Source organism: Pontibacter sp. YIM B11418, assembly GCF_059278805.1.
This window is the reverse complement of the sequence record NZ_JCAEMH010000001.1, coordinates 596,810-618,299: the sequence shown is the minus strand read 5'-3', so window position 1 is coordinate 618,299 and position 21,490 is coordinate 596,810. Positions and strand designations below refer to the sequence as shown.

20 protein-coding genes, 3 tRNA genes and 1 riboswitch are annotated in these 21,490 nt (G+C 50.0%); of the genes, 11 read left to right on the top strand and 12 right to left on the bottom strand.

The features are described 5' to 3' along the window. Nucleotides 1-72: 72 nt before the first annotated feature. A riboswitch (cobalamin riboswitch) is annotated at nucleotides 73-274 on the bottom strand. A gap of 188 nt (nucleotides 275-462) precedes the next feature. Next, entirely contained in the window at nucleotides 463-1,062 is a 600-nt protein-coding gene (locus AC4QZR_RS02775; protein ID WP_494479523.1) for a DNA-3-methyladenine glycosylase, read from the top strand. A gap of 2 nt (nucleotides 1,063-1,064) precedes the next feature. Here AC4QZR_RS02775 and AC4QZR_RS02770 read toward each other — a convergent pair whose 3' ends face one another. The 5 genes from AC4QZR_RS02770 to AC4QZR_RS02750 form a co-directional block, all read right to left on the bottom strand. Next, nucleotides 1,065-1,970: an arginase family protein gene (locus AC4QZR_RS02770; RefSeq protein WP_494479522.1), complete on the bottom strand. Its 906-nt coding sequence runs from the start codon at nucleotides 1,968-1,970 to the stop codon at nucleotides 1,065-1,067. Between the two features lie 71 nt (nucleotides 1,971-2,041). Then, the gene (locus AC4QZR_RS02765; RefSeq protein WP_494479521.1) at nucleotides 2,042-2,779 is read right to left on the bottom strand and encodes an EcsC family protein; all 738 of its coding nucleotides are present in this window, start codon (nucleotides 2,777-2,779) and stop codon (nucleotides 2,042-2,044) included. 99 nt (nucleotides 2,780-2,878) lie between these two features. Next, nucleotides 2,879-3,058, bottom strand: a complete 180-nt coding sequence (locus tag AC4QZR_RS02760; RefSeq protein ID WP_494479520.1) for a hypothetical protein — start codon at nucleotides 3,056-3,058, stop codon at nucleotides 2,879-2,881. A gap of 141 nt (nucleotides 3,059-3,199) precedes the next feature. After that, on the bottom strand, nucleotides 3,200-3,676 hold the full coding sequence (locus AC4QZR_RS02755) for a hypothetical protein (protein ID WP_253400916.1): 477 nt from the start codon (nucleotides 3,674-3,676) through the stop codon (nucleotides 3,200-3,202). A 293-nt stretch (nucleotides 3,677-3,969) separates the two neighbouring features. Beyond that, complete coding sequence (locus AC4QZR_RS02750) at nucleotides 3,970-5,166, bottom strand: THUMP-like domain-containing protein (protein ID WP_494479519.1); 1,197 nt, start codon at nucleotides 5,164-5,166, stop codon at nucleotides 3,970-3,972. A gap of 135 nt (nucleotides 5,167-5,301) precedes the next feature. Here AC4QZR_RS02750 and AC4QZR_RS02745 point away from each other — a divergent pair, with 135 nt between their 5' ends. Further along, the gene (locus AC4QZR_RS02745; protein ID WP_494479518.1) at nucleotides 5,302-5,994 is read left to right on the top strand and encodes a DUF4397 domain-containing protein; all 693 of its coding nucleotides are present in this window, start codon (nucleotides 5,302-5,304) and stop codon (nucleotides 5,992-5,994) included. 150 nt (nucleotides 5,995-6,144) lie between these two features. After that, the gene (ahcY, locus tag AC4QZR_RS02740; RefSeq protein WP_253400913.1) at nucleotides 6,145-7,452 is read left to right on the top strand and encodes an adenosylhomocysteinase; all 1,308 of its coding nucleotides are present in this window, start codon (nucleotides 6,145-6,147) and stop codon (nucleotides 7,450-7,452) included. 54 nt (nucleotides 7,453-7,506) lie between these two features. On the opposite strand, the gene AC4QZR_RS02735 is transcribed toward ahcY, so the two are convergent. From AC4QZR_RS02735 to AC4QZR_RS02720, 4 genes are all read right to left on the bottom strand, one after another. Continuing rightward, entirely contained in the window at nucleotides 7,507-8,241 is a 735-nt protein-coding gene (locus tag AC4QZR_RS02735; protein WP_494479517.1) for a glycosyltransferase family 2 protein, read from the bottom strand. A gap of 116 nt (nucleotides 8,242-8,357) precedes the next feature. Beyond that, complete coding sequence (locus AC4QZR_RS02730; protein WP_494479516.1) at nucleotides 8,358-9,098, bottom strand: LytR/AlgR family response regulator transcription factor; 741 nt, start codon at nucleotides 9,096-9,098, stop codon at nucleotides 8,358-8,360. Nucleotides 9,099-9,128: 30 nt separating this feature from the next. Next, on the bottom strand, nucleotides 9,129-12,101 hold the full coding sequence (locus AC4QZR_RS02725; protein WP_494479515.1) for a two-component regulator propeller domain-containing protein: 2,973 nt from the start codon (nucleotides 12,099-12,101) through the stop codon (nucleotides 9,129-9,131). Between the two features lie 232 nt (nucleotides 12,102-12,333). Beyond that, on the bottom strand, nucleotides 12,334-13,872 hold the full coding sequence (locus tag AC4QZR_RS02720) for a glycosyltransferase family 2 protein (protein ID WP_494479514.1): 1,539 nt from the start codon (nucleotides 13,870-13,872) through the stop codon (nucleotides 12,334-12,336). Between the two features lie 267 nt (nucleotides 13,873-14,139). Here AC4QZR_RS02720 and AC4QZR_RS02715 point away from each other — a divergent pair, with 267 nt between their 5' ends. Genes AC4QZR_RS02715 through nadD form a run of 4 tightly spaced genes read left to right on the top strand, consistent with a single transcriptional unit; the run spans nucleotide 14,140 to nucleotide 16,200 of the window. After that, nucleotides 14,140-14,733, top strand: a complete 594-nt coding sequence (locus tag AC4QZR_RS02715; RefSeq protein WP_007653448.1) for a sigma-70 family RNA polymerase sigma factor — start codon at nucleotides 14,140-14,142, stop codon at nucleotides 14,731-14,733. Nucleotides 14,734-14,758: 25 nt separating this feature from the next. Beyond that, complete coding sequence (locus AC4QZR_RS02710; protein ID WP_253400908.1) at nucleotides 14,759-15,040, top strand: zf-HC2 domain-containing protein; 282 nt, start codon at nucleotides 14,759-14,761, stop codon at nucleotides 15,038-15,040. Between the two features lie 6 nt (nucleotides 15,041-15,046). Further along, nucleotides 15,047-15,631 carry a guanylate kinase gene (gene gmk, locus AC4QZR_RS02705; RefSeq protein ID WP_494479513.1) on the top strand — a complete coding sequence of 195 codons (585 nt, stop codon included), beginning with the start codon at nucleotides 15,047-15,049 and terminating at the stop codon, nucleotides 15,629-15,631. After that, nucleotides 15,628-16,200, top strand: coding sequence for a nicotinate (nicotinamide) nucleotide adenylyltransferase (nadD, locus tag AC4QZR_RS02700; protein ID WP_494479512.1), 573 nt, complete (start codon nucleotides 15,628-15,630; stop codon nucleotides 16,198-16,200). Before gmk ends, nadD begins: the two co-directional genes overlap by 4 nt. Nucleotides 16,201-16,274: 74 nt before the next feature. Here nadD and frr read toward each other — a convergent pair whose 3' ends face one another. The 3 genes from frr to AC4QZR_RS02685 all read right to left on the bottom strand — a co-directional run bounded on the left by frr (nucleotide 16,275) and on the right by AC4QZR_RS02685 (nucleotide 18,258). Continuing rightward, on the bottom strand, nucleotides 16,275-16,838 hold the full coding sequence (frr, locus tag AC4QZR_RS02695; protein ID WP_253400905.1) for a ribosome recycling factor: 564 nt from the start codon (nucleotides 16,836-16,838) through the stop codon (nucleotides 16,275-16,277). Nucleotides 16,839-16,890: 52 nt separating this feature from the next. After that, the gene (gene pyrH, locus AC4QZR_RS02690; RefSeq protein WP_494479511.1) at nucleotides 16,891-17,676 is read right to left on the bottom strand and encodes a UMP kinase; all 786 of its coding nucleotides are present in this window, start codon (nucleotides 17,674-17,676) and stop codon (nucleotides 16,891-16,893) included. Between the two features lie 84 nt (nucleotides 17,677-17,760). Continuing rightward, nucleotides 17,761-18,258 carry an acyl-CoA carboxylase biotin carboxyl carrier protein subunit gene (locus AC4QZR_RS02685; protein WP_253400903.1) on the bottom strand — a complete coding sequence of 166 codons (498 nt, stop codon included), beginning with the start codon at nucleotides 18,256-18,258 and terminating at the stop codon, nucleotides 17,761-17,763. 87 nt (nucleotides 18,259-18,345) lie between these two features. On the opposite strand from AC4QZR_RS02685, the gene AC4QZR_RS02680 reads away from it, so the two are divergent. The 4 genes from AC4QZR_RS02680 (at nucleotide 18,346) to AC4QZR_RS02665 (ending at nucleotide 21,435) form a co-directional block, all read left to right on the top strand. Continuing rightward, nucleotides 18,346-20,901 (top strand): M1 family aminopeptidase, encoded by a 2,556-nt coding sequence (locus tag AC4QZR_RS02680; protein ID WP_494479510.1) that lies wholly within the window; start codon nucleotides 18,346-18,348, stop codon nucleotides 20,899-20,901. Nucleotides 20,902-21,055: 154 nt separating this feature from the next. Then, nucleotides 21,056-21,138: transfer RNA gene (locus AC4QZR_RS02675), tRNA-Tyr, on the top strand. A gap of 40 nt (nucleotides 21,139-21,178) precedes the next feature. Then, nucleotides 21,179-21,251 (top strand) — tRNA-Gly (locus AC4QZR_RS02670). 112 nt (nucleotides 21,252-21,363) lie between these two features. Then, nucleotides 21,364-21,435, top strand: a tRNA-Thr gene (locus AC4QZR_RS02665). Nucleotides 21,436-21,490: the final 55 nt, after the last annotated feature.

The following is a 21,490-nucleotide window of genomic DNA, read 5'->3' as shown; positions in this document are numbered from 1 at the left end:
CAGGCAGGTAGGGCAGGAACAGCGCGCGCAGGTATAGCGAAGGCCGTGCAGCTTTTTACCCGAAAGCATACGACAATTTTGGTCGAACTGGCAGGTCTCCTGGCTCTCTTCAGGTCAGCCAGCCTTCCCATGCGTTGTGCGGCACAGTGGCGGTGGTTTTGGCTACCCTTTTTAAGAAGATTACAGTTGCGGGAACAGCATAGGTATTTCACCTATTTCCCTTTTAAGGCCTTGCGTTGGATATAACAAGGCCACCAATCTGAAGGCAAAGCTAGTGATTAATGCTGAATGATAGATGAAGTGTGTTGGAATAATTAGGGAAGGCCAGGCAGGTACGGGTAAAAGTCAGCCTGCTGGCTATAGGCGAGGGTGTTTTCTCCTCCAGCTTACAACTGTTTTACCGTTCTTCAGTAATCATCAGGAACGATCAATTAGTAGTTATTCATCCTTACTCATTCATAAGTGAAACTCGATAAAGACTTTTATACCCGGCCGGATGTCGTGCAAGTGGCCCAGGACCTGCTGGGGAAGTATCTCTACACGAACCACGATGGCATCCTCACCGGCGGCATGATCGTAGAAACGGAGGCTTACTCTGGTACAAACGACAAGGCCTGCCATGCCCACATGAACCGCCGGACACAACGCACCGAAATTATGTACTACGAAGGCGGCGTGGCCTATGTATACCTAGTGTACGGCATCTACAACCTGTTCAACATCATCACTAACGTAGAAGGAAGCGCCGACGCCGTGCTGGTGCGCGCCATCCAACCAATAGAAGGTATAGAAGAAATGCTGCTGCGCCGCAACATGAATACCATCAAGCCCAACCTAACCGCTGGACCAGGCGTGCTCAGCATCGCCTTAGGCATAAACCGCAGCCACTACGGCGCTCCCCTCACCGGCGACACCATCTGGATAGAAGACAAAGGTATAGACTTACCTGCCGAAGGTATAGCCATTGGCCCCCGCATAGGTATAGATTATGCCGGCGAAGATGCGCTGCTGCCCTGGCGCTTCTGGCTGAAAGGAAACAAATGGGTGAGCCGGAAGAAGTAGTTTTACTTTGCTGTACGGGCTTTCTGGAAGGTATCTGTAAAATGTTGGACAAACAGTTTCGTATACTTTCCGCCCGAATCCAGGTCAGGGTCCAGAATAGTAATTTCTATTCCGGTGGCTTTCGGACTGGATAAAAGCAGGTATAGGATACGGTCAAACTCTTCGTAGCTTAGCCCACCGGCAGTCCGGGAGTCAACGGCAGGCATGACCTTGTCATCCAGGACGTCTACATCCAGGTGAATCCAGAAGCCGTCTAGGTTATTGATGTCTACCATGTTCAGGAAAGAGCTTACGCACTTGTCTATACTTGTCTCACGAAGTAAATCCAAGGTGAAATAAGTAGCCTGTGAGTCTCGTATTATTTGCTCATATTCGTCATCGTACTCACGGTTGCCCACACACCAAACATATTCCTCCTGTATGTAAGGAGAATGCCCCTGAATGTCAGTAAGCTTCTTAGGGCCTCGGCCGACTGCAAGGGCTGCTGCCATACCTCCGGCGCCTCCGGTACCGGATTGTGGTGGTTCAATAAAGTCTGTATGCCCGTCTAGGTAAAAAAGCGCATAGGTACCTCTTTGCTTTAAGGCCAGTGCACTTCCAATCAGAATACTGCAGTCCCCGCCCAGAATCAAAGGAAATTTCTGTTCAGACAATACCTCATTTAAGAGCTTCGCTTCTTCTTGAGCATATTGTGCAAGCGCATCTGCATTCAGCACCGCCGATTCCGGGTCGTGGTGCATGCGGTAGGGAGGAGGGGGAAGTACCCGAGTAGCTTCTGGTGCGATTAACTGATGAAAATGATGCTGGCGCAGCCATTCCGGGAGTTTCCTGACACCCGGCTCTTGCCCCTGCGAAGGCTCTTTCAGCCCAAGGTTAGACGGAAACTCTAGAATCGTAACGCTATTCATCTCTTTGGTTTTGCATGGTGTGGCAAGCAGATTTTACCTGAACCACTTATACAAAGTACGAGGATGGGAGCCTAACGGTGTAGCTGCTTTTTCTCTTCCAGCCACCGCATGCGGTAAGCGTTCATGGCAGTTGTGCCTAGTTTGTTGATGAGCCGGTAATTAACCACAGCTCCGATCGGCGCTCCTACAATAGGTATGAGCTGTGCCATTTTAGCCAGGTCGATGTGGTCGCGGTACTCCTGCTGAAACGTGCGCCAATCAAATTGGTGGATGTCTTCGGGAAGGTGCTGTGCCTGCTGCTGCCAGTGCTCGATCTGTAGGTATACCTCCCGGCGGCGCTCCTGGCTGCTAAAGGCAAGCTGAAAAATGTGGAGGAGGTATACGCGCTCCCGGTAATCATCGGCAGAATAGCCGTAGAGTGCAGCTATCTCAAAAAGCAATTTTAGCTTCAGGCCCAGCAGGAGCGGGAAGTCCGCTATACCTAACAGAAAGCCGCCTGCTCCGGTAATACCTCCTTCTGCGGCAGCTGCCTTTCTATAGAAATTGATGCGTTCCAGCACGATGGATTCGGTTAGCTGCAGAGAAGAAAAGGGATAAGGCTTTCTGGTGGTAAGCTCAGACCCAAAGAGTACGGCCCGCACCATCTGCTTTATGGTGGCCGTGATAGCCTGATGCACCTTCTCCGGAATGTAGCTGTTAATCTTGTCCTGCATACGCTTCGCCAGCTTATTTACCAGCGAAGGTCTGCCGCGCATTTCATGTTGCCAGTTTCTGAGTTCATGTATAGCGTGTTGTTCGTATGCAGTCATTGTTCGGGAGATGTAGCAGGTATAGATACGAAATGGCCAGCCACAACATACAACTGCTGTGGCTGGCCTAATATACAGAATATCGTTCTGTTTATGGTTCTACTGCCCTTGGTTCTTCTGCTCGTTGTCGGTGCGGGCTTGTGGCGTTGGGTTGTTGGAGCCCATTTTGCCCACTGCGTCTTTGTGCAGGTCATTGCCGATGTCCTTCTTAGAGCCAGACTTGCCTGTGCTGGATTGCTGGTTCTTCGGCATGTTTTTGTTTTCTTTCTCGTTTTTCATAGCATTCAAATTTTAGTACGGTTACAACTTGTGTCTTCTATACCTGGTTTACGCAGCCTGGTAGCACTGGTTTAAGCCAACAGAGAAGCCCGCAGCATTTGCCACGGGCTTCTCTGTATTATATGCAGCTAAACTATATTATTAGGAATTATCGTTGCTGGAGCCTGAGTTGCTGTTGTTCTTGTTGCTCTGGCGTCCTGCTTCTGCATGTCCCTCAGAGTCACCGTGCCAGCCTTTGCCTTGGTTCTGGCTGCTGCCCTGAGACTGACTGCTGCTCCTGGCCTGTGACTGGTTGCCACTTCTGGCCTGAGTCTGGCCACTCTGTGAAGAGTTGCTGCTCGAAGACGAAGAGCTGTCGTTCTTATGGCTCTGTCGACCGGCCTCTGCGTGACCTTGTGAATCACCGTGCCAGCCCTGGCCCTGGTTGCTGCTTCTTGCCTGCGAACCCTGATTGCTCTGTCCCGAAGGATTGTTCTGAGAACGTGAAGTGCTCTCAAACTCACCGGATTCGTTTCTTGGTTGGTTCTGATTACGATTCTGATTCTGACCCTGATTCAGGTTGTCCTCATTACCACGTTTCATATTCTGATTCTGGTTTTCCTCATTATTACGTTTCATAGCTTTCGTGTATTTAAGTTGAACATAGTGCCTCCTTCTCAGACGAGACTCTCATTTTTACGAGTTAAGTTTCTAACGGTTAGCAATTTAAGCGAATCGGAATTGTGACATGTATAGCAATAAAACCGACTGTAACTAGTATGGGTATATAGCGTTATGCAAGTATAACAGAGGGTGTATGTGATTGTGAATGAACCTGTTGATGGGCTAAACAAGTAGGGTTGGCCAAAAATAGGATTGGACTATGCAAAGAGAGGAGAAAACTAAAGCGGTCGAAATTAGTATGAAAAAAATTAGCTCGAAGGGAGCGTCGCTTTGCGGCAATAGATCACCAAAGGCTTTTGGTGCATATCTGTTGTAAAGAAAAGATAGTCTTCGCCACCTTCTTTTATACCTGTCTTTTTTCGAATATCAGCCACCGACTCCAGAAAATTGCGAACCGTTATGTTGGCCTTGCTTTGCGGCAGCCTGGCCAGGATCTCTTTTTTATTATAGCGTCCTATACCCTGGCAGACAAACGCCCGGCCCGGAAAATCAGGTATAAGCTGATCGGAGGTATAGAGGTGACTGTTAGGGTGAAGCTTATAAAGGCCAAACTGACTGGCCACACTGCGGTAAGCTCCGGATTTAAGTATAGCAGAGTTGGGCTCGTAGAGATATGCCTTCGGGTCGGCAAAGGAGACGGTTGTCTGTTCTTCCTGCTCTTTGGTAAAGGTAAGCTTCTGTATACTGCCGTCGGGTAGCAGGTTGACCGCGTGGCGCTCGGGGTTAGCAGTTGCCTGGGGTTGTAGCAGGTATAGCACTTCCTTGCATTCGTTGTGCAGCGCGATCACCCATACCTGCACGACGGCGCCCAGTTGCTCCAGCGCCAGTTCTATGTCCAGCATAGGGGAAGTCTTGAGCAGTACCGCGTCCGCCTTTGCAAACAGCACCGGAAGCAGCCGCAGCACATCCGGTTCACAGTCTTTCAGCAGGTGTACTTTCTCCTGTCTTTCGCCACGCCGTGCCGGATCCAGGTATAGCACATCAGCATGGCCGGTAAAGCTTTGCAGGAAATCTTCAGCGGTAGTATTCACAGCCTCTATATTAGCAGCACCTAGCAATTTAAAATTATAGGCGGCTATCTCCGAAAGCTCGCTGTTCTGCTCCACATGCACCACCTGCTCAAACTGCTTTGCAAAAAAGAAACTGTCCACTCCAAAACCGCCTGTCAGGTCAACTAGTAGTTTGCCCTCCACCAGCGAGGCTTTAAAAGCCGCTGCAGGCTCCGAGGAAGTCTGCTCTACCGACATCGCTGTTGGAAACACCACATCCGGATGCGCTACCCAGGTCGGCAGTTTGTCAGTAGCTTTTTGCCGAGCCTGGATCTGTTTGACCAGGTCAGCGACCGGCAGCTGCGGGTAACGGCCTGCCTGCAGCATCAGTTCGGCGGGGTTGCGGTGCTGGTGCTGCTGTATAAAATCTTTCTCTTCCGGAGTATAGTGCTTCATGGTGCGCTGCAAAGGTACAAATTTAATCAGCCCCGTTTTTTTTCATAAAAATCGAGTGGTCGCAAACAATCCTTATACCTGCTGGTTCTAATCACAGCTAAAAGAAATCTTTAACAAATAATTTATCGGATTACTATGAAGAAATGGATGAAAATCATGCTGCTGGCCGTGCTGCCGGCAATGGTGCTGACAAGCTGCGATGATGACGACGACGATGACAACGCTATGATCGAAACCTCCAATGTAATGGTGGTGCATGCCTCTCCTGACGCTCCTGGCGTCGACCTGTTGGTGGATAATAGCAAGGTAAACACAGCTGCCCTTACTTTCCCGAACAACACCGGCTACCTCGAAGTGCAGGCAGGCCGACGTAATGTGAAGGTAAATGCTGCAGGTACTAGCACAACCGTGATAGACGCTAACCTGGACCTGGAAAGAAACGAGAGCTACTCCGTGTTCGCAATCAACACGCTAAGCGCCATTGAACCTTTGGTGCTGGAAGACGACCTGGATACCCCTGCCGCCGGCAAAGCGCACGTGCGCTTTGTGCACCTGTCGCCTGACGCGCCTGCCGTGGACGTGGCCGTGACCAACGGACCTGTGCTGTTCGGCAACCGGGCCTTTAAGAGCGCAACCGACTTCACGCCTGTTGATGCCGCCTCTTATAACCTGGAAGTGCGCCTGGCCGGTACTCAAACAGTAGTGCTGACCGTACCAAACGTGCAGCTGGCCGCTGGTCGTATCTATACCATTTTTGCCAGAGGTTTTGTGGCCCCTCCGGCAAGCAACACGAACACCCTTGGCGCCGAGATCATTACGAACCGATAACTGCGAAGGAGACATACCTACAAGAGGCCTGTGCCATTGGCACGGGCCTCTGTATTTAAAACTGTTTGACTTTCAGCCGTATACTTATCTGGTGTTGAAGATGACAGAGAAATTTTATAATTTTGTGCTTCCTTAAGAAAATATTACAACATGATTGATACGCAACTAAAGTACAAGGTAAAAGATATTTCGCTGGCCGAGTGGGGCCGCAAAGAGATCAGACTGGCTGAGGCAGAGATGCCTGGCCTGATGGCAATCCGTCAGGAGTATGGCCCAAGCAAGCCGCTGGCGGGTGCCCGCATTGCCGGCTGTCTGCACATGACCATCCAGACTGCCGTGCTGATCGAGACGCTGGTGGAACTGGGCGCTGAGGTGACATGGTCTTCGTGCAACATTTTCTCTACGCAGGACCATGCCGCCGCTGCCATTGCCGCTGCCGGTATCTCGGTTTACGCTTGGAAAGGTATGACTGCTGAGGAGTTTGACTGGTGCATCGAGCAGACGCTCTTCTTCGGTGAAGACCGCAAGCCACTCAACATGATCCTGGACGACGGCGGTGACCTGACCAACATGGTGCTGGACAAGTACCCTGAACTGGCCGATGGCATTAAAGGCCTTTCTGAAGAAACGACTACCGGTGTTCACCGCCTGTATGAGCGCGTGAAGAATGGTACACTGCCAATGCCTGCCATTAATGTGAACGACTCGGTAACCAAGTCGAAGTTTGATAACAAGTATGGTTGCAAAGAGTCGTTGGTAGATGCGATCCGTCGTGCTACGGATGTGATGATGGCTGGTAAAGTAGCGGTTGTAGCTGGCTACGGTGACGTTGGAAAAGGTTCTGCCGCTTCATTGCGTGGTGCCGGTGCCCGCGTGATCGTAACCGAAATCGATCCGATTTGCGCGCTGCAGGCTGCCATGGACGGCTTTGCGGTGAAGCGTATGGTCGATGCCGTGAAAGAAGCTGATATTGTGGTGACAGCTACTGGTAACAAAGACATCATATCTGAGCAGCATTTCCGCAGCCTGAAAGATAAGGCGATCGTTTGTAACATCGGTCACTTCGACAACGAGATCGACATGGCCTGGCTGAACGGTGCTTACGGTCATACAAAAGATACCATCAAGCCGCAGGTCGACCTCTATAACATCGAAGGCAAAGACATCATCGTGCTGGCCGAAGGCCGCCTGGTAAACCTGGGTTGCGCGACTGGTCACCCATCGTTTGTAATGTCGAACTCTTTCTCTAACCAAACTTTGGCCCAGCTGGAGCTTTGGACAAACGCAGCCGCCTACGAGAACCAGGTATACACCCTGCCAAAGCACCTCGACGAGAAAGTAGCCCGCCTGCACCTAAGCAAGATCGGCGTTGAACTGGACGAGCTTCGTCCGGACCAGGCCGCTTATATTGGTGTGGAAGTAGAAGGCCCTTACAAGCCGGAGTACTACAGATACTAATTTTAGAATTCAGGTATAAGCAAAAAAGCCGGGGCATCAGCTCCGGCTTTTTTGTTATTGCGATTTGAATCTGCCTAATTTAAAGAACTTGTAGACGGAGGCCTTCACCTGTTTGAACTTGTTGTCAAGTTTGAGGTATTTGTTGGCTCTATCGCGGTAATGGACACGGCGATGCAAACCCAGATGCGTGGTATAGGGCCTGTCCAGAATCACGGCGGTGTAACCCAGGTCACTGAAGAAGTCTGATATCTCCCGCTCAAACTGCCCGAGGCTAAACTGTGTGAAGCCACCCATCAGCTTATAGTCGCTCATGCGCTTCAGGCTTGGATTCAGGATAAAAATCTCCTTCTTCACTTCTCTATACCTGATGCCCTGATACTCCTGCTCTTTTTCCGCGAAAAAATCGGACGGGAGCTCTTTTGCTATTCTTCCCCAAACCGTGATGAGTTTCGGGAATGCCTCCATCAAAGTAAGCGAGTCCTCTATAAAACCTTCACGCAGGAATACCCAGTCGTCTTCGCAATGGAAGATATACTCTGTGTCTACGTGGCTATAGGCAATCTCGATGCTCCTGCGCTGGCCCAGTTGCTCCGGGTTCACAATCGTCTCAAACTTGTCGTAGCTGAACTTCTGCAGCACCTTCTCCAGGCCTTTACGGTTCCCGCTGTCTTCAATCACCAATATCTTTTCGACAGGGTAGGTGTTGAACTTAAAAAAGGTCTTCAATGTGGCTTCGAGCAGATCGAAGCGGTTGCAGCTGGTAAAAACGACGGTGATTCTCTGGGACATAAAAATGCTGTGACAAAGCACAAAGATAGGGGTACGTCTAAAATAATTGCCCTGACCTTTCAATTATTTAAAGGTCAGGGCAATTAGTGGCTTTTACCGGTGTAGTAGCGTTTCTGTCAGATAATGTTAAAGCGCGACATCAGCGACTTCTTATAAGATTTGCCAATCGGGATATCACCTTTAGAGAACACAACCGCGTTTTCTTCCAGAGCCTCCACTTTGTCGAGGTTGGCAATATAAGAGCGGTGCACCCGCACGAAATTGCTGGAAGGCAGCTTGTGCTCCATGTCTTTGAGTGTGGAGCTGACAAGGTACTTCTGATCTGCTGTGACGATAAAAGAATAGTTGTCATACGCCTCTACCCACAGAATGTCGCTGTAATGCACTTTGATGATGCGGTGCTTTACCTTTACGAAAATGTAGTCGGTTTGCGGTTCCGCTTCCTTTGGCGCCTTGCCTGCGCCGTTGTCAACTCCCTTCTGTCCGGAATCGTGCTTGTAGAGTGCCAACTCAATGGCAGAACGCAGGTTCTTTTCGTCGAACGGCTTGGCCAGGAAGCCATCAGGCTCTGTTTTCTTTGCCCTGTCCAGTGTGTCCTTGTCGGCATAGGCGGTCAGGTAGATGAAAGGAATGTCGAATTCCTCCCGAATTTTAGAGCCAATCTCGATACCATCAATGTCACCTTTCAGGTTCACATCGAGCAGTACCAAGTCTGGTTGCATGGTTCGGATCATGTCAAGTGTGCTTTCACCGGAGTCGATGGCGCACGTCTGGTAGCCCAACTCCTCTAAACAGGCAGCCAGGTCTTCTGCGATTATAATCTCGTCTTCCGAAATAAGAATCTTTGGTTTCGTCATAGCATTAGACTCTTACGTAAAATTATCAACTTACGGTGACAAAACAAAATATAATATTGCTTTTGTACCATTATTATTTAAGTATTCGATGTGGCCCCCTAACTTTTTGGCCAGAGAAGACACTAGTTGTAAACCAAACGACTTTTTGCGCCGCTCATCGAAGTCGGTTGGCAGGCCTATCCCGTCATCGTGCACCGTCAGGGTATAGGCGTCCTGCTGTTCCGACCTCAGGTAAATAACGACCTGCCCGTACCGATTTGGGAAAGCGTATTTGATGGAGTTTGAAACAAGCTCATTGACAATCAGCCCCAATGAAAGCGCTGTATCGGCTTCCACCATAATAGCAGGAATATCAAGCTTGATTTTGATATGGCGCTCCCGTATCCCATAAGTAGCGCCCAATCCCTCACATATCGCTTCTATGTAGGCATTCAGATCAATTGAAGCCAGGTCTTCATGCTGGTATAGGCGCTCATGCAGAATGGCCATCGACCTGACCCGCCCCCGTACAGCCTGCATCACTTCGAGGGATTTGGGGTCCTGCACCCGTCGTGTCTGCAGGTTAAGCATGCTCATGATGATCTGCAGGTTATTCTTGACGCGGTGGTGTATTTCTTTTAGCAAGATTTCCTTCTCCCGGTTTTTTTCCTCGAGCAGTTGGGTGCGATGCTGTACCTTCTGCTCCAGCAATGAATTGAGCTTCACCAGGCTTCTTTCGCGTAACCTGACCACACTGATGGCAGCACCGGTAGCTACTAGTACCATCAGGACAATAAACCATTCCCGACGCCATACTGGCGGCACGATCGTGAAGGTATAGGTGAGCGGGCTCGGGGTCCAGTAGCCGTCGCTGTTGGCGGCCAGCAGCTGAAAGGTATAGCTACCCGGATCAAGGCTGGCATAGGTGGCGAAAGAATGATCCGTGACGGCAGACCATTGCTCATCGTGCCCCTTAAGGCGGTAGCGGTAACGCACCCGATCGGGAGCAGTGAGCGAGATGCCATGAAAGTCGAACGTCAGGTGGTTTCGGTTGTGCGGCAGTCGCAGGTTGACCGGGAGCCCGGTAGTTGAGTCGATGATGTAGCCCATACTTGTCCAGTCGGTAGGTTTTTGGAAAAGCATGATGTTGGTAATCAGTGTGTTTGGGTATACCTGGTTGCGGCGATCCATTTCGGGCAGGTACATGGTCAGCCCTTTGGCTGTGGCGAACCATACAGTGCCGTCAGGCGTCTGCGTAATCCCCCTGTTACTCACTTCCAGGCCCCTGAACCCTTCCTGGTTTGCGTAAGACCGGATGCTGAGGCGGCCTTGGTTGTGGAGCTGGTCGAGCTGCACTTTCAGCACTCCCCGGCTGGTGCCTACCCACAGGTGGTTTGTGTTGTCGACGTAAAGGCTTTTTATACCTTCGTTTGGCAGGCCATTGCTTGAGTTGTATACCTTGGGTGCCTTCCATTTGTCGTGCCAGGCCATGATGCCGTAGTTGAAGCCGCCAAAATACAGCGTACCTGACTCGTCTTCAGCAATGGTGAATATCTCGCGGAAATCCGTCTCCCCCAGACCTTTGGCTGCAGCTAGTTTGTTTTTTTCATACCTGAATACGCCTTTCTCGGCACCGATCCAGATCTTGTCGCTGCTGTCACGGTGCAGGGCGTATACCTTGCCTGTGAGGGATAGCGAGTGCAGAGGCTTGATGTATTGTTGATTGGGGAGCAGGATGGCTAATCCGGCCGCTGTAGCCAACAGCAGTTCACCAGTTAGCATAGGCATGGCCTGGTATACCTCAGCCGATGGAAGCCCCTGCGCAGTGCCATAATGGGCTACTTTACCAGGTCCCAGTCGGTACAGTCCGTTACTGGTGCATACCCAGACGTCGTTCTCGTTTGCCACCCACATGCTGTGCAGCGTGGTTCCTTTTGGCCAGATGTCGGTTTGAAGCCAGTTCAGGATACCGCCTTCCATAAAAGCCGCGTAGCCGTCATCGGTCCCGAGCCATACCCTGCCTTTGGTGTCCTGCGCCAGGGCCGATATGACGGGCTCCTTTACCTGTCCCATATCGAAGAAGTGGACGAACCAAGGGTTGCGGTACTGCATCAGGCCTTGGCCGGTGGTGCCGATCCAGATGTTGCCTTCGCGGTCTGTTGTAATGCAATTGACTCTATCTGTGCGCAAACCACTGTAACGGGTAAGGTGCTGGAACTCCCGGCCGTCGTATTTGAGCACGCCTTTGAGATGCAGACTCAGCCACTGGTGGCCGTAGTTGTCAGTGGTGAAGTCTCTTACGTTCGGGCTTTCTATACCTGCCGGAAGCTCAAAGTTTTCCAGCTTATTCATTTTGAAAGTGGCCGCGCCGCTCGCCGTGCCGATCCAAATGGTGCCGTCTGGTGACTGGTCCAGTGCATTGATGCTGTTATTAGGCAGGGCGCTGTTGGCAACGGTATAGTTGCTTGTCCCTTTTGCGTTTATTCTGTACACACCCAGCGAATTGCTTCCTGCCCAAAGCTCGTTGGTAGCCGTAATGAGTATATCGTTGTATCGGACGGGCGGCAGGTCAGTGTGCCGCACAAAACTGTCTTTAGCCAGGGAGTAAACACCGCTGTCCGTAGCAGCCCAGATAGTGCCCTGATGATCTTCTGCGATGCTGTGAACACCACCAAGTGGCAGACCAGCTTCCAGTTCAAACACATCAAAGCTGTCCCCATTAAGCACCATCAGTCCCCGGTCAGTTGTGCCGATCCAGACACGTTGCCGGCTGTCAAGCAACAGACAACTTATGCTGTTACTGCTCATGCCTTCCCGTTTGGTATAGGTATGGAAAACAGATCCGTCAAAGCGACTGAGGCCTCCAAGGGTGGCCACCCAGAGCTGCCCTTTGTCATCCTGCAAAATGTCGTTTACCTGCGATTGCGGCAAGCCCTGCTCAAGCGACCAGTTTCGGAAATTGAACTGCTGCGCCTGTGAGTTGAGCGAAACTACCAGCAAGAGTATAAGAGCAAAAAGGCGCATCCGGATGCCAGGGCGTTAGAGAGAATAATATATGCAGCTAATATATTTTGTAATAAAAAATAGCTTAATATTTATACTACTCTAAAGCTAAAATTTTGTTGCCTGCATCCTATACCTGATGTTATGCCATTGTTCTGTCTACTGTCCCAGTACTGAAAAAAAGCAATGCCTATACCTGCCACAGACTTAGCCAAACAGCAGGTATAGGCATAGAAAAAATGGGATTCGCTTATTAGTTAGTGAGGTGTTTGTCGATACCGTTCGGGCAAAAGGTGCTGTTTTGATTTACGGCTTTCTCCAGTATAGCATCGTTTTCGGCCAGGCTCTGTCGTGAGTTTTCCTGGTGATGCAGGTGGTAGGCCACACCTCCAAAAGCCAGGTTTTGCCGTTTAGTGCCGCTGTTGAGCAACCGGATGGCAAACTCACTGTCTTCCCGGCCCCAACCCACGAAATCCTCATTAAAGCCATTCACCCGGATGATGTCCTCCATCCAGAATCCCATGTTGCAGCTCTTGATAGACGTTATACCCGCTTTGTCTTTGCTGAAAAGCTTAGACAGAAATGGAGAGTTGGTGGCGTTGAGCCTGTTCTTTATACCTGACGAAAGAGGAGAGATGGGAGCGGGACCACGGTTGATCAGGTCCTGACTCAGCTCCGGGCTCAGCAGCACCCGCTTCCCCTGCGTGAAATAGCCTTTTCGTGCTGCCCGGCGGTGGCCTTCCAAAAAATCGGGGTGCAGCACCATGTCACCGTCAATGATTACCACATACTCGCCGGTCGCCATCGCGATGGCCCTGTTGCGGCTCTCAGCCGCTCTGAAGCCAAGGTCTTCCTGCCAGCTATGCAGCAACGGCACCGGCGACTCCTTGGCTAAACTCTGTACAAGGGCACGTGTGTCGTCGCGCGAGCCGTCATCGGCCACAATAATTTCGCGTGGCAGTTCGCTTTGCTTGAAGGCGCTGCGGAGTACGGTGCCCAGGGCTTCCTTCCAGTTGTAGGTGGTGATGATCAAGCTGATACCGAGGCGCTGGTTCTCTTCGTGCAGTTTCATGTATTTGTAAAAAGTGCCGTTGGCGTTTGAGAAGGAAATGGCCATACCTTCATACCCATACAAAAACCCACGCTGCAGCACATAGTTCCTGAAAAGCGAGAAGGCCCATTTAAGATAGCTTTTGGCAGGGGAGGAGCTTTTACGGAATCGTTTCTCTTTGGCAAAGAGGGTCGTATACTGGTCCATCTTGGCAATCAGCTGCGAAATGCTGTTGAAAGAAAAGTGGTCCATGGTGCCTCGCAAAGCCTGTAACTGCAAGCCATCCGTTTGAATATACTCGTGCACAGGCAGGTCTGCAAAGCGGGTCGTGTCTTTGTGGTAGAGGCGCAGCACATAATCGTTGTCCCAGCCACAGGCTTTGATATGCTTACGGCCGTAAAAGTTGTGGCGCAGGAAGCTGTATACCTTGCGTGTGTCGCGGAGGTCGAGCTGCAGTATTTCGTCCGCTAGTTCGGGGGAAAGCACCTCGTCGCTGTCGATGGAGAGGACCCAGGGGTGGGCGGCGTGCTGCGCGGCCAGGTTCTTCATCGGTCCAAACCCGAGAAAGGAATGCTCCACGATGCGCACATTCGGAAAGTGGCCCGCTATGGTTAGGGTGTCGTCCGTAGAGCCATTATCCAGTACAATTATCTCGGCAAAGCGATGCAATGATTGCAGACAGTCGGCAAGATACTGCTGGCTGTTTTTGGTTAAAATGGTAACGGATATGGCTTGGTCCATGCTTGGGAATCCCCTGAGAGGTTTGAACTGCAAAATTAAGTTTTAACACTTAAATCAATTAAAAAAAGCGCAGGAACTACTGAAAGTACGGAAATTCCGTATGTTTCTAATAAAGATAAGGATTAGAGCGGTTGATTGCGCCTTATCCTATACATGCCGAAGCACTTCCATGCAACCCAAACGCGGCTAGAAAGGTATGTAGTTAAAATTTCTATATTTGCGTATAATTACGCGATTACGACTTTATCAATTACAAAATCAAGTCAAATGAGCGAGCAAACAGGTAAACAGTTGAGTAAAGAGGAAAAAGACGCCCGATTCGAGGCGGAGCTACTGCCTGTGCTGGATCCTTTGTACAATTTTGCCTACAGGCTCACCCTCGATGAAGATGATGCGAATGACCTGGTGCAGGAGACATACCTGAAGGCTTATCGCTTTTTCGACTACTTTGAGCAAGGAACTAATGCAAAAGCCTGGCTGTTCCGAATCCTGAAGAACTCTTTCATCAACGAGTTCCGGAAAAAGAGCAAACAGCCTGCCAAGGTAGACTACAGTGAGGTCGAGGGCTACTACAATTCGGACGACGTAGAGGGTGAGGGCGGCGTAGCCTCCACCACCGATATGCGCACCGAAAGTGTACAGGACCTGATTGGCGACGAAGTGGCCAGCGCCCTAAACGCATTGCCGGTTGACTTCAGGACCGTGATCATCCTTTGCGATCTTGAAGGCTTCACCTACGAGGAAATGGCTAAAATTCTGGATATACCGATTGGTACTGTGCGATCCAGGTTGCACCGTGCCCGTAACTCTTTGAAAGAGAAGTTGGAAAAGTATGCGAAGAGCATGGGATATAACAGTTAGAATAACCTAAAGACTTTGAGTTAAGATGGAATCAAGATTTACAGAAACGCACCAGAAACTTTCCGATGACGGGCATGAGTCGGAATGCGACAAGATTGTCAAGTTATTGGACCTGATGATTGATGGAGAGGCCTCCACAGAAGAACAGTCCTATTTTAATACCCATATCGAAGAGTGCGTTCCCTGCTTCGAAAGCCATCAAAAGCAAAAACTCCTAAAAGGGCTTGTATGTGGTCATCTTAAGCGCGTAATTGTGCCGGAAAGCTTAGCTTTGTCCATTAAAGCAAGGATTCAAGAAACTGTATAACCCCTGATGCAAGGAAAGATCATCATTTTTTCGGCTCCCTCCGGTGCCGGCAAAACTACTATTGTAAAGCACCTCTTACAGGTAAACCCATCGCTTGCCTTCTCTATTTCGGCCTGCACACGCGACAAGCGCGGCCGCACCGAGGAAAACGGAAAAGACTACTACTTCATAACACCGGAAGAATTCAAGCAGAAGATCGCCAACGACGAATTTGTGGAGTGGGAGGAAGTATACGAAGGTGCCTTCTACGGCACTTTGAAATCTGAAATAGAGCGCATCTGGGAAAGTGGCAACCACGTGATACTGGACGTGGATGTAAAAGGAGGGCTAAGCATAAAGCATTTTTACAAAGAGAGAGCATTGGCGGTGTTCGTAAAGCCGCCCTCCATTGAGGAACTGGCCAAGCGCCTGCAGGCCCGCAACACCGACTCGGCGTCCAGCATTTCAAGCCGCGTGTTCAAAGCGGAGTTTGAGATGAAGTTTGAAGACCAGTTTGATAAGGTGATCGTGAACGACAACCTGGAACAGGCTTGTGGCAAAGCCGAAAAACTGGTGAACGAGTTCCTGAACGCTGAACCAGCTATCGTATGAAAGTAGGGTTGCTGTTCGGCTCCTTCAATCCCATCCATATCGGGCACCTGATTCTGGCCAATTATATGGCCACCAATACTGACCTGGATGCGGTATGGCTGGTGGTGTCGCCGCAGAATCCTTTTAAGCCAAGCAATACACTGCTGCATGAGTTCGACCGGTTGCACATGGTGTCGCTGGCTGTGGCCGATAACCCGGATCTTGGAGTATCGAACATCGAGTTCAACATGCCTAAACCGAGCTACACCATCGACACGCTCACCTACCTGCAGGAAAAATACCCGAGCTATGAATTTGTGCTGATCATGGGGGAGGACAACCTGCCGCTCTTTCCGAAGTGGAAGAACTCAGAGAAGATATTGGAATACCACCGGGTATACGTATACCCGCGGTCCGGCTCCACGACCACCGAGTTGCCTGCTATGCCGAACGTTACCTTTGTCAAAGCCCCTGTGCTGGATATCTCAGCTACCTTCATCAGGCAGTGCATCAAAGAGGAGAAGTCTATTAAATATATGGTGCCCGACGAAGTGGCAGACTATATTAAGGTACACAAGCTATACCTATAAGCTATACCTTAAAAAAGGAGAAGCCCGCTGAGCAATCAGCGGGCTTCTCCTTTTTTAAGGTATAGTTCTGCAGCTTACACGGTCATGATCTCAGCTTCTTTCTTGGTCAGAAGCTCGTCGATCTTCACGATGTAGCTATCAGTCATCTTCTGCACTTTGGCCTCCGCGTCACGAACAGCATCCTCAGAAGTTCCTTCTTTCTGCAGCTTGCGTAGAGAGTCGTTCACGTCTTTACGGATGTTGCGGATAGCGATTTTGCCACCTTCGGTCTCATTTTTTGCCTGCTTTACCAAGTCACGGCGACGCTCTTCCGTAAGCGGAGGTATGTTCAAACGAACGCCGTCAGCCTCGACAAGAGGATTCAGGTTCAGGTCACTGTTCTTGATGGCCTTGCCTACTTCTGCCACCATCTGCTTTTCCCATGGCTTGATCATCAGGGTACGGGCGTCTGGCACCGTGATGTTAGCTACCTGGGAGATAGGGGTTGGAGTGCCGTAGTAATCTACGCGCAGGTCCTCTACCATAGCAGGGGATGCTTTGCCGGCTCTGATTTTGAGTAGCTCCGAGTTAGTGTGCTGTAATGCTTTCTGCATAGACTCCTCGGCTTCGCTGAGGTAAAACTGAATTTCTTCCGTCATATCAATTTTAGCTTAATAAGGTTCTTCGTGTTATCTTATGTACTAGGTTTTACTAATTTCTGTCAGTCGGCCTGGCGCTCTCAGTAGCCTGGATTTTGTCTGCGGTTGCCTCTACCGATTCAACCAGATCTTCCATGGTCACAAGCGTGCCTATTTTCTCGCCCTGTACCAGTCGCTTCAGGTTGCCTGCTGTGTTCATGTCAAACACGATGATAGGCAGATCGTTTTCCTTGCAAAGTGTAAAGGCGGTCATATCCATTACGTTCAGGCCTTTCTCAAATACATCTTTGAATGAAATGCTAGAATAGAAGATTGCATTCGGGTCTTTTTCCGGATCGGCAGAGTAAATACCGTCTACGCGGGTTCCTTTGAGCACGACATCCGCCTCAATCTCAATTGCACGAAGGCTGGCTGCGGAATCTGTGGTGAAGTATGGATTGCCGGTACCAGCTCCGAAGATCACGACACGCCCTTTCTCAAGGTGACGTACGGCACGACGGCGGATGTAGGGTTCGCATACCTGCTGAATGTTAAGGCCAGACAGCAAACGAGTATAGACACCCAGTTTTTCGAGGGCGCTCTGCAAAGCCATGCTGTTAATGACAGTAGCAAGCATACCCATGTAGTCGCCCTGTACGCGGTCAAGTCCCACCTGCTCAGCCTGAACACCTCTGAAGATGTTACCTCCACCGATCACAACTGCTACCTCTATGCCAAGTGCGGCTACTTCCTTAATCTCCTGCGAGTACTGCATCAGTCTGTCTGAATCAATGCCGTACTGCTGTTCTCCCATCAGCGCTTCGCCGCTTAACTTCAGCAATATTCTTTTATACTTCACGGTCGTTTTATAGTAATGTTAACGTTTATGGTGCTCATGCTGCGGCAAGGCAGTACGTGCTGCCCAATTGGCAACTCAAAAAAATTAAAATAGAATCAAGATCTGGTTTTTCTCCACGTTCTGCTTCACGGCTACCTTTATCTCCCTCACCACGCCGTCTCCAGGCGACTTAAGAATATTTTCCATCTTCATGGCCTCCAGGATCATGATCGGATCTCCTTTTTTAACTTCCTGTCCGGGCTGCACTTTTATTTCAAGTATGAGACCTGGCATCGGCGCCTTCACATCGTTCACTTTCTGCGCATTGGTATTGCTCATACCCAGCTTATCGAGTAGCAGGTCGAAGCGGTCCTTTGCACTCACGGTCTGCTTCACGCCGTTTATCTTGAAAGTGAATGTTTTGGCCTGATAATCAGCCTCTACCAGCTCTGCGGTATACGACTTATCGTCTTTTATGATGTGGTATTTGTTAGGGCCAAGAGGGGAAATGTCCCAGTTGAAAGGTGATCCATTAAGGAGAATAGCGTCTTTTTGAATATCAACCTGCCATGTCTTGTCGTTAGCGGTTTTTATCTGGAGCATCTTTATAAATCAGGTTTTGGAAGCTTAAAGATAATTGATTTATCAGAGTATTTTTAGAAATTGAGCTCAAAATTAAAACATTCCATCATGAATCATAGGTTTCTGAGCATAGTTAGCCTTGCCGCCGCTATGGCTTTTACAGGCGGTTGCAGTGTGAATAAACAAACCAAGGCGACTGCTGTGGTTGAGCCAGTAGCAGGCAAACCGGCCTTGGAGGTGGCCGAGCCTCCTGTATGGGCGCCCAAAAACCATGCCTTCAACCCATCCAAGGCCAGGGTACATGACCTGCTGCACACCAAGCTGCGTGTCAGCTTTGACTGGGACAAGCAGTACCTGCACGGCCTTGCGGAGCTTACCCTCAAGCCTTATTTCTATCCGCAGCGCCAGCTCGTGCTCGACGCCAAAGGCTTCGATATTCACAGCGTGAATTTGATGCAGGATGATGCTGAGGCGAAAGAACTCCAGTATACCTATGATGGCATGAAGCTGACGATAGACCTAGGCAAGGCCTATACCCGGAACGACAAGTATACCCTGGAGATAGATTATACAGCCAAACCGAACGAGCTGGCAGTTGGTGGCAGCGATGCCATCACCCAGGACAAGGGCCTGTACTTCATCAACCCGAAAGGAGAGGAAGCAAACAAACCGCGTCAGATCTGGACACAGGGCGAAACAGAAGCCAATTCCGCCTGGTTTCCAACCATTGACTCGCCCAACGAGCGCATGACACAGGAGATTTACATCACGGTAGATCAGAAATATACCACGCTCTCCAACGGCACCTTCATCTACTCACGCAAAAACGCGAACGGCACCAAGACCGATTACTGGAAAATGGAGCAGCCCCATGCGCCATACCTGGCCATGATGGCGATAGGGGAGTATGCTGTAGTGAAAGACAAATGGCGCGACCTGGAAGTTGATTATTATGTGGAGCCAGCCTATGAGAAAACTGCCAAAAAAATATTTGGCAACACCCCCGAAATGATGGAGTTCTTTTCAAAAAAGTTAGGTGTGAATTACCCCTGGTCGAAGTATTCTCAGGTGGTCGTTCGCGACTTTGTGTCGGGGGCCATGGAAAACACTACAGCCTCTACCTTTATGGAGGACCTGCAGCTGAACGAACGGGAACTGCTGGACAAGAACTGGGATGGCATTATTGCGCATGAGTTGTTCCACCATTGGTTTGGCAACTATGTCACCACCGAGTCGTGGGCCAACCTGCCGCTTAACGAGGCCTTTGCCAACTACTCTGAATACCTATGGACGGAGCACAAGTATGGTGCTGATGAGGCTGCCTTCCATTACCTGGAGGAGCTGGGTCAGTATCTCGATGAGTCCGAAACAAAACGGGAGCCGCTGATCCGCTACCGCTACGCTGACCGCGAAGACATGTTCGACAGCCACTCTTACGCCAAAGGGGGACGCGTGCTGCACATGCTGCGCAAATACGTTGGCGATGAAGCTTTCTTCGTCTCGCTTAACCGTTACCTTACGAAAAATAAACTCTCGGATGTAGAGGTGGCCGAATTGCGTATGGCCTTTGAAGATACTACCGGGGAAGACCTGATGTGGTTCTTTGACCAGTGGTTTATGCGTGCCGGCCATCCGGAACTGAAAGTAAACCATACCTATCAGAATGGTGCGCTTAAGCTACAGGTATGGCAGCAGCAGGACACCCTCTACCAGCCGGTATACAAATTGCCTCTGAAAGTAGCCATCTGGGAAAACGGGAAAAAAACCGAGCATGGTATCGAAATTACCAAAGCCAATCAAGTTTTCACTTTACCAGCAAGTACTGAGCCCCAGCTCGTACTGTTCGACAGCGAGCAGCAGCTACTCGGCACAGTGGAGCATGCAAAGACAACCGAAGAGCTGGTTTTCCAATTCAAAAATGCAAAGGCCCTGGCTCCGCGATTGGGAGCGTTAGAGGAGCTCGGGCAGGAGTTGAACCAGCAGGAAATGGCGACGTTGCTGCAAGGCGCTTTGAAGGACAACTTCTGGGCAATTCGAAATCTAGCCTTGGACGTGGCAGGTCGATTGCCGGCTAAGCACACCGAATCCTTGGAGCCGATCGTGCAGCGAATGGCAGAAAGTGATAAGAAAGGGGAAGTGAGAGCGGGTGCAATCATGCTGCTGTCAGAGTGGGGTGAAGATGAATACACTGACCTATATAAGGCAGCTATGCGGGACAGTTCTTATAAAGTAGCGGCGGCAGGTATACTGAGTTATGCCATGACGGAGGCACCGGATATCAACCAGCGCCTGGCGGCTTTTGAAAAAGAGACAAACGAGGAGATTGTGCTGGCACTGGCATCCTACTACGCCGTGAAAGGAGGTCCGGGAAAGTACGAATGGTTCATGAAGCAGCTGAAGAATGCCAAAGGGTCGGGGCTGTACTATCTGCTGCAAAGCTATGGAGCGTTCATGGCAGTGAACCCGGAAACCTATAAACCTGAAGCGATCAACATGCTGTCAGAAATGGCGCAGAATCATTCATTGTATTTTGTGCGCATGGCTGCCTTTCAGACACTTATGGTGCACTCAGAGCGTCCCGAGATAGTGGAATTGCTTAAGGAAATAAGAGCGAACGAGCAGGATAAAAGGCTATTGGAACTGTATAATCAGGTTTCATTGTAATGCACCGGTAAAAAAAAGTGAATTATTTTACAGAGAATATTTGACTGGAAAGAAAAAGCGCTTAATTTTGCATCTCCTTAGAACAAGCAGCTGGCAGAAAAGCAGTTTTGACGAGCTAAGGAGAGGCTGAATAAGTCAGCCAGGTTAAATATTTGGGGAGATTCCAGAGCGGCCAAATGGGACGGACTGTAACTCCGTTGTAGTGATACTTCGCAGGTTCGAATCCTGCTCTCCCCACAATTAAGACCACGCATTTTAATGGTTTGCTGCATTAGAAGCGGGAGTAGCTCAGTTGGTAGAGCGATAGCCTTCCAAGCTATAGGCCGCGAGTTCGACCCTCGTCTCCCGCTCAATAGGCAAACAGCGTGCTGCTTATCAAATATGGGTTGTCTGGTGAGGAATTTCATGAAGATGGATTTCCTTTTTAGTATAAACTCATTTTTAAGATAAGTGATGGAAAAAGCCGACGTAGCTCAGGGGTAGAGTACTTCCTTGGTAAGGAAGGGGTCGTGGGTTCAATTCCCATCGTTGGCTCAAAGTCCGTTACGTGTATAATTAACGCAACATACTTAAACGTTTTAACCTTAAT

Excerpts from the sequence above, each read along its gene's own strand:
- AC4QZR_RS02770 (WP_494479522.1), bottom strand. The coding sequence starts at position 1,970 with ATGAATAGCGTTACGATTCTAGAGTTTCCGTCTAACCTTGGGCTGAAA.
- AC4QZR_RS02765 (WP_494479521.1), bottom strand. The coding sequence starts at position 2,779 with ATGACTGCATACGAACAACACGCTATACATGAACTCAGAAACTGGCAA.
- AC4QZR_RS02760 (WP_494479520.1), bottom strand. The coding sequence starts at position 3,058 with ATGAAAAACGAGAAAGAAAACAAAAACATGCCGAAGAACCAGCAATCC.
- AC4QZR_RS02755 (WP_253400916.1), bottom strand. The coding sequence starts at position 3,676 with ATGAAACGTAATAATGAGGAAAACCAGAATCAGAATATGAAACGTGGT.
- AC4QZR_RS02750 (WP_494479519.1), bottom strand. The coding sequence starts at position 5,166 with ATGAAGCACTATACTCCGGAAGAGAAAGATTTTATACAGCAGCACCAG.
- AC4QZR_RS02745 (WP_494479518.1), top strand. The coding sequence starts at position 5,302 with ATGAAGAAATGGATGAAAATCATGCTGCTGGCCGTGCTGCCGGCAATG.
- ahcY (WP_253400913.1), top strand. The coding sequence starts at position 6,145 with ATGATTGATACGCAACTAAAGTACAAGGTAAAAGATATTTCGCTGGCC.
- AC4QZR_RS02735 (WP_494479517.1), bottom strand. The coding sequence starts at position 8,241 with ATGTCCCAGAGAATCACCGTCGTTTTTACCAGCTGCAACCGCTTCGAT.
- AC4QZR_RS02730 (WP_494479516.1), bottom strand. The coding sequence starts at position 9,098 with ATGACGAAACCAAAGATTCTTATTTCGGAAGACGAGATTATAATCGCA.
- AC4QZR_RS02725 (WP_494479515.1), bottom strand. The coding sequence starts at position 12,101 with ATGCGCCTTTTTGCTCTTATACTCTTGCTGGTAGTTTCGCTCAACTCA.
- AC4QZR_RS02720 (WP_494479514.1), bottom strand. The coding sequence starts at position 13,872 with ATGGACCAAGCCATATCCGTTACCATTTTAACCAAAAACAGCCAGCAG.
- AC4QZR_RS02715 (WP_007653448.1), top strand. The coding sequence starts at position 14,140 with ATGAGCGAGCAAACAGGTAAACAGTTGAGTAAAGAGGAAAAAGACGCC.
- AC4QZR_RS02710 (WP_253400908.1), top strand. The coding sequence starts at position 14,759 with ATGGAATCAAGATTTACAGAAACGCACCAGAAACTTTCCGATGACGGG.
- gmk (WP_494479513.1), top strand. The coding sequence starts at position 15,047 with ATGCAAGGAAAGATCATCATTTTTTCGGCTCCCTCCGGTGCCGGCAAA.
- nadD (WP_494479512.1), top strand. The coding sequence starts at position 15,628 with ATGAAAGTAGGGTTGCTGTTCGGCTCCTTCAATCCCATCCATATCGGG.
- frr (WP_253400905.1), bottom strand. The coding sequence starts at position 16,838 with ATGACGGAAGAAATTCAGTTTTACCTCAGCGAAGCCGAGGAGTCTATG.
- AC4QZR_RS02685 (WP_253400903.1), bottom strand. The coding sequence starts at position 18,258 with ATGCTCCAGATAAAAACCGCTAACGACAAGACATGGCAGGTTGATATT.
- AC4QZR_RS02680 (WP_494479510.1), top strand. The coding sequence starts at position 18,346 with ATGAATCATAGGTTTCTGAGCATAGTTAGCCTTGCCGCCGCTATGGCT.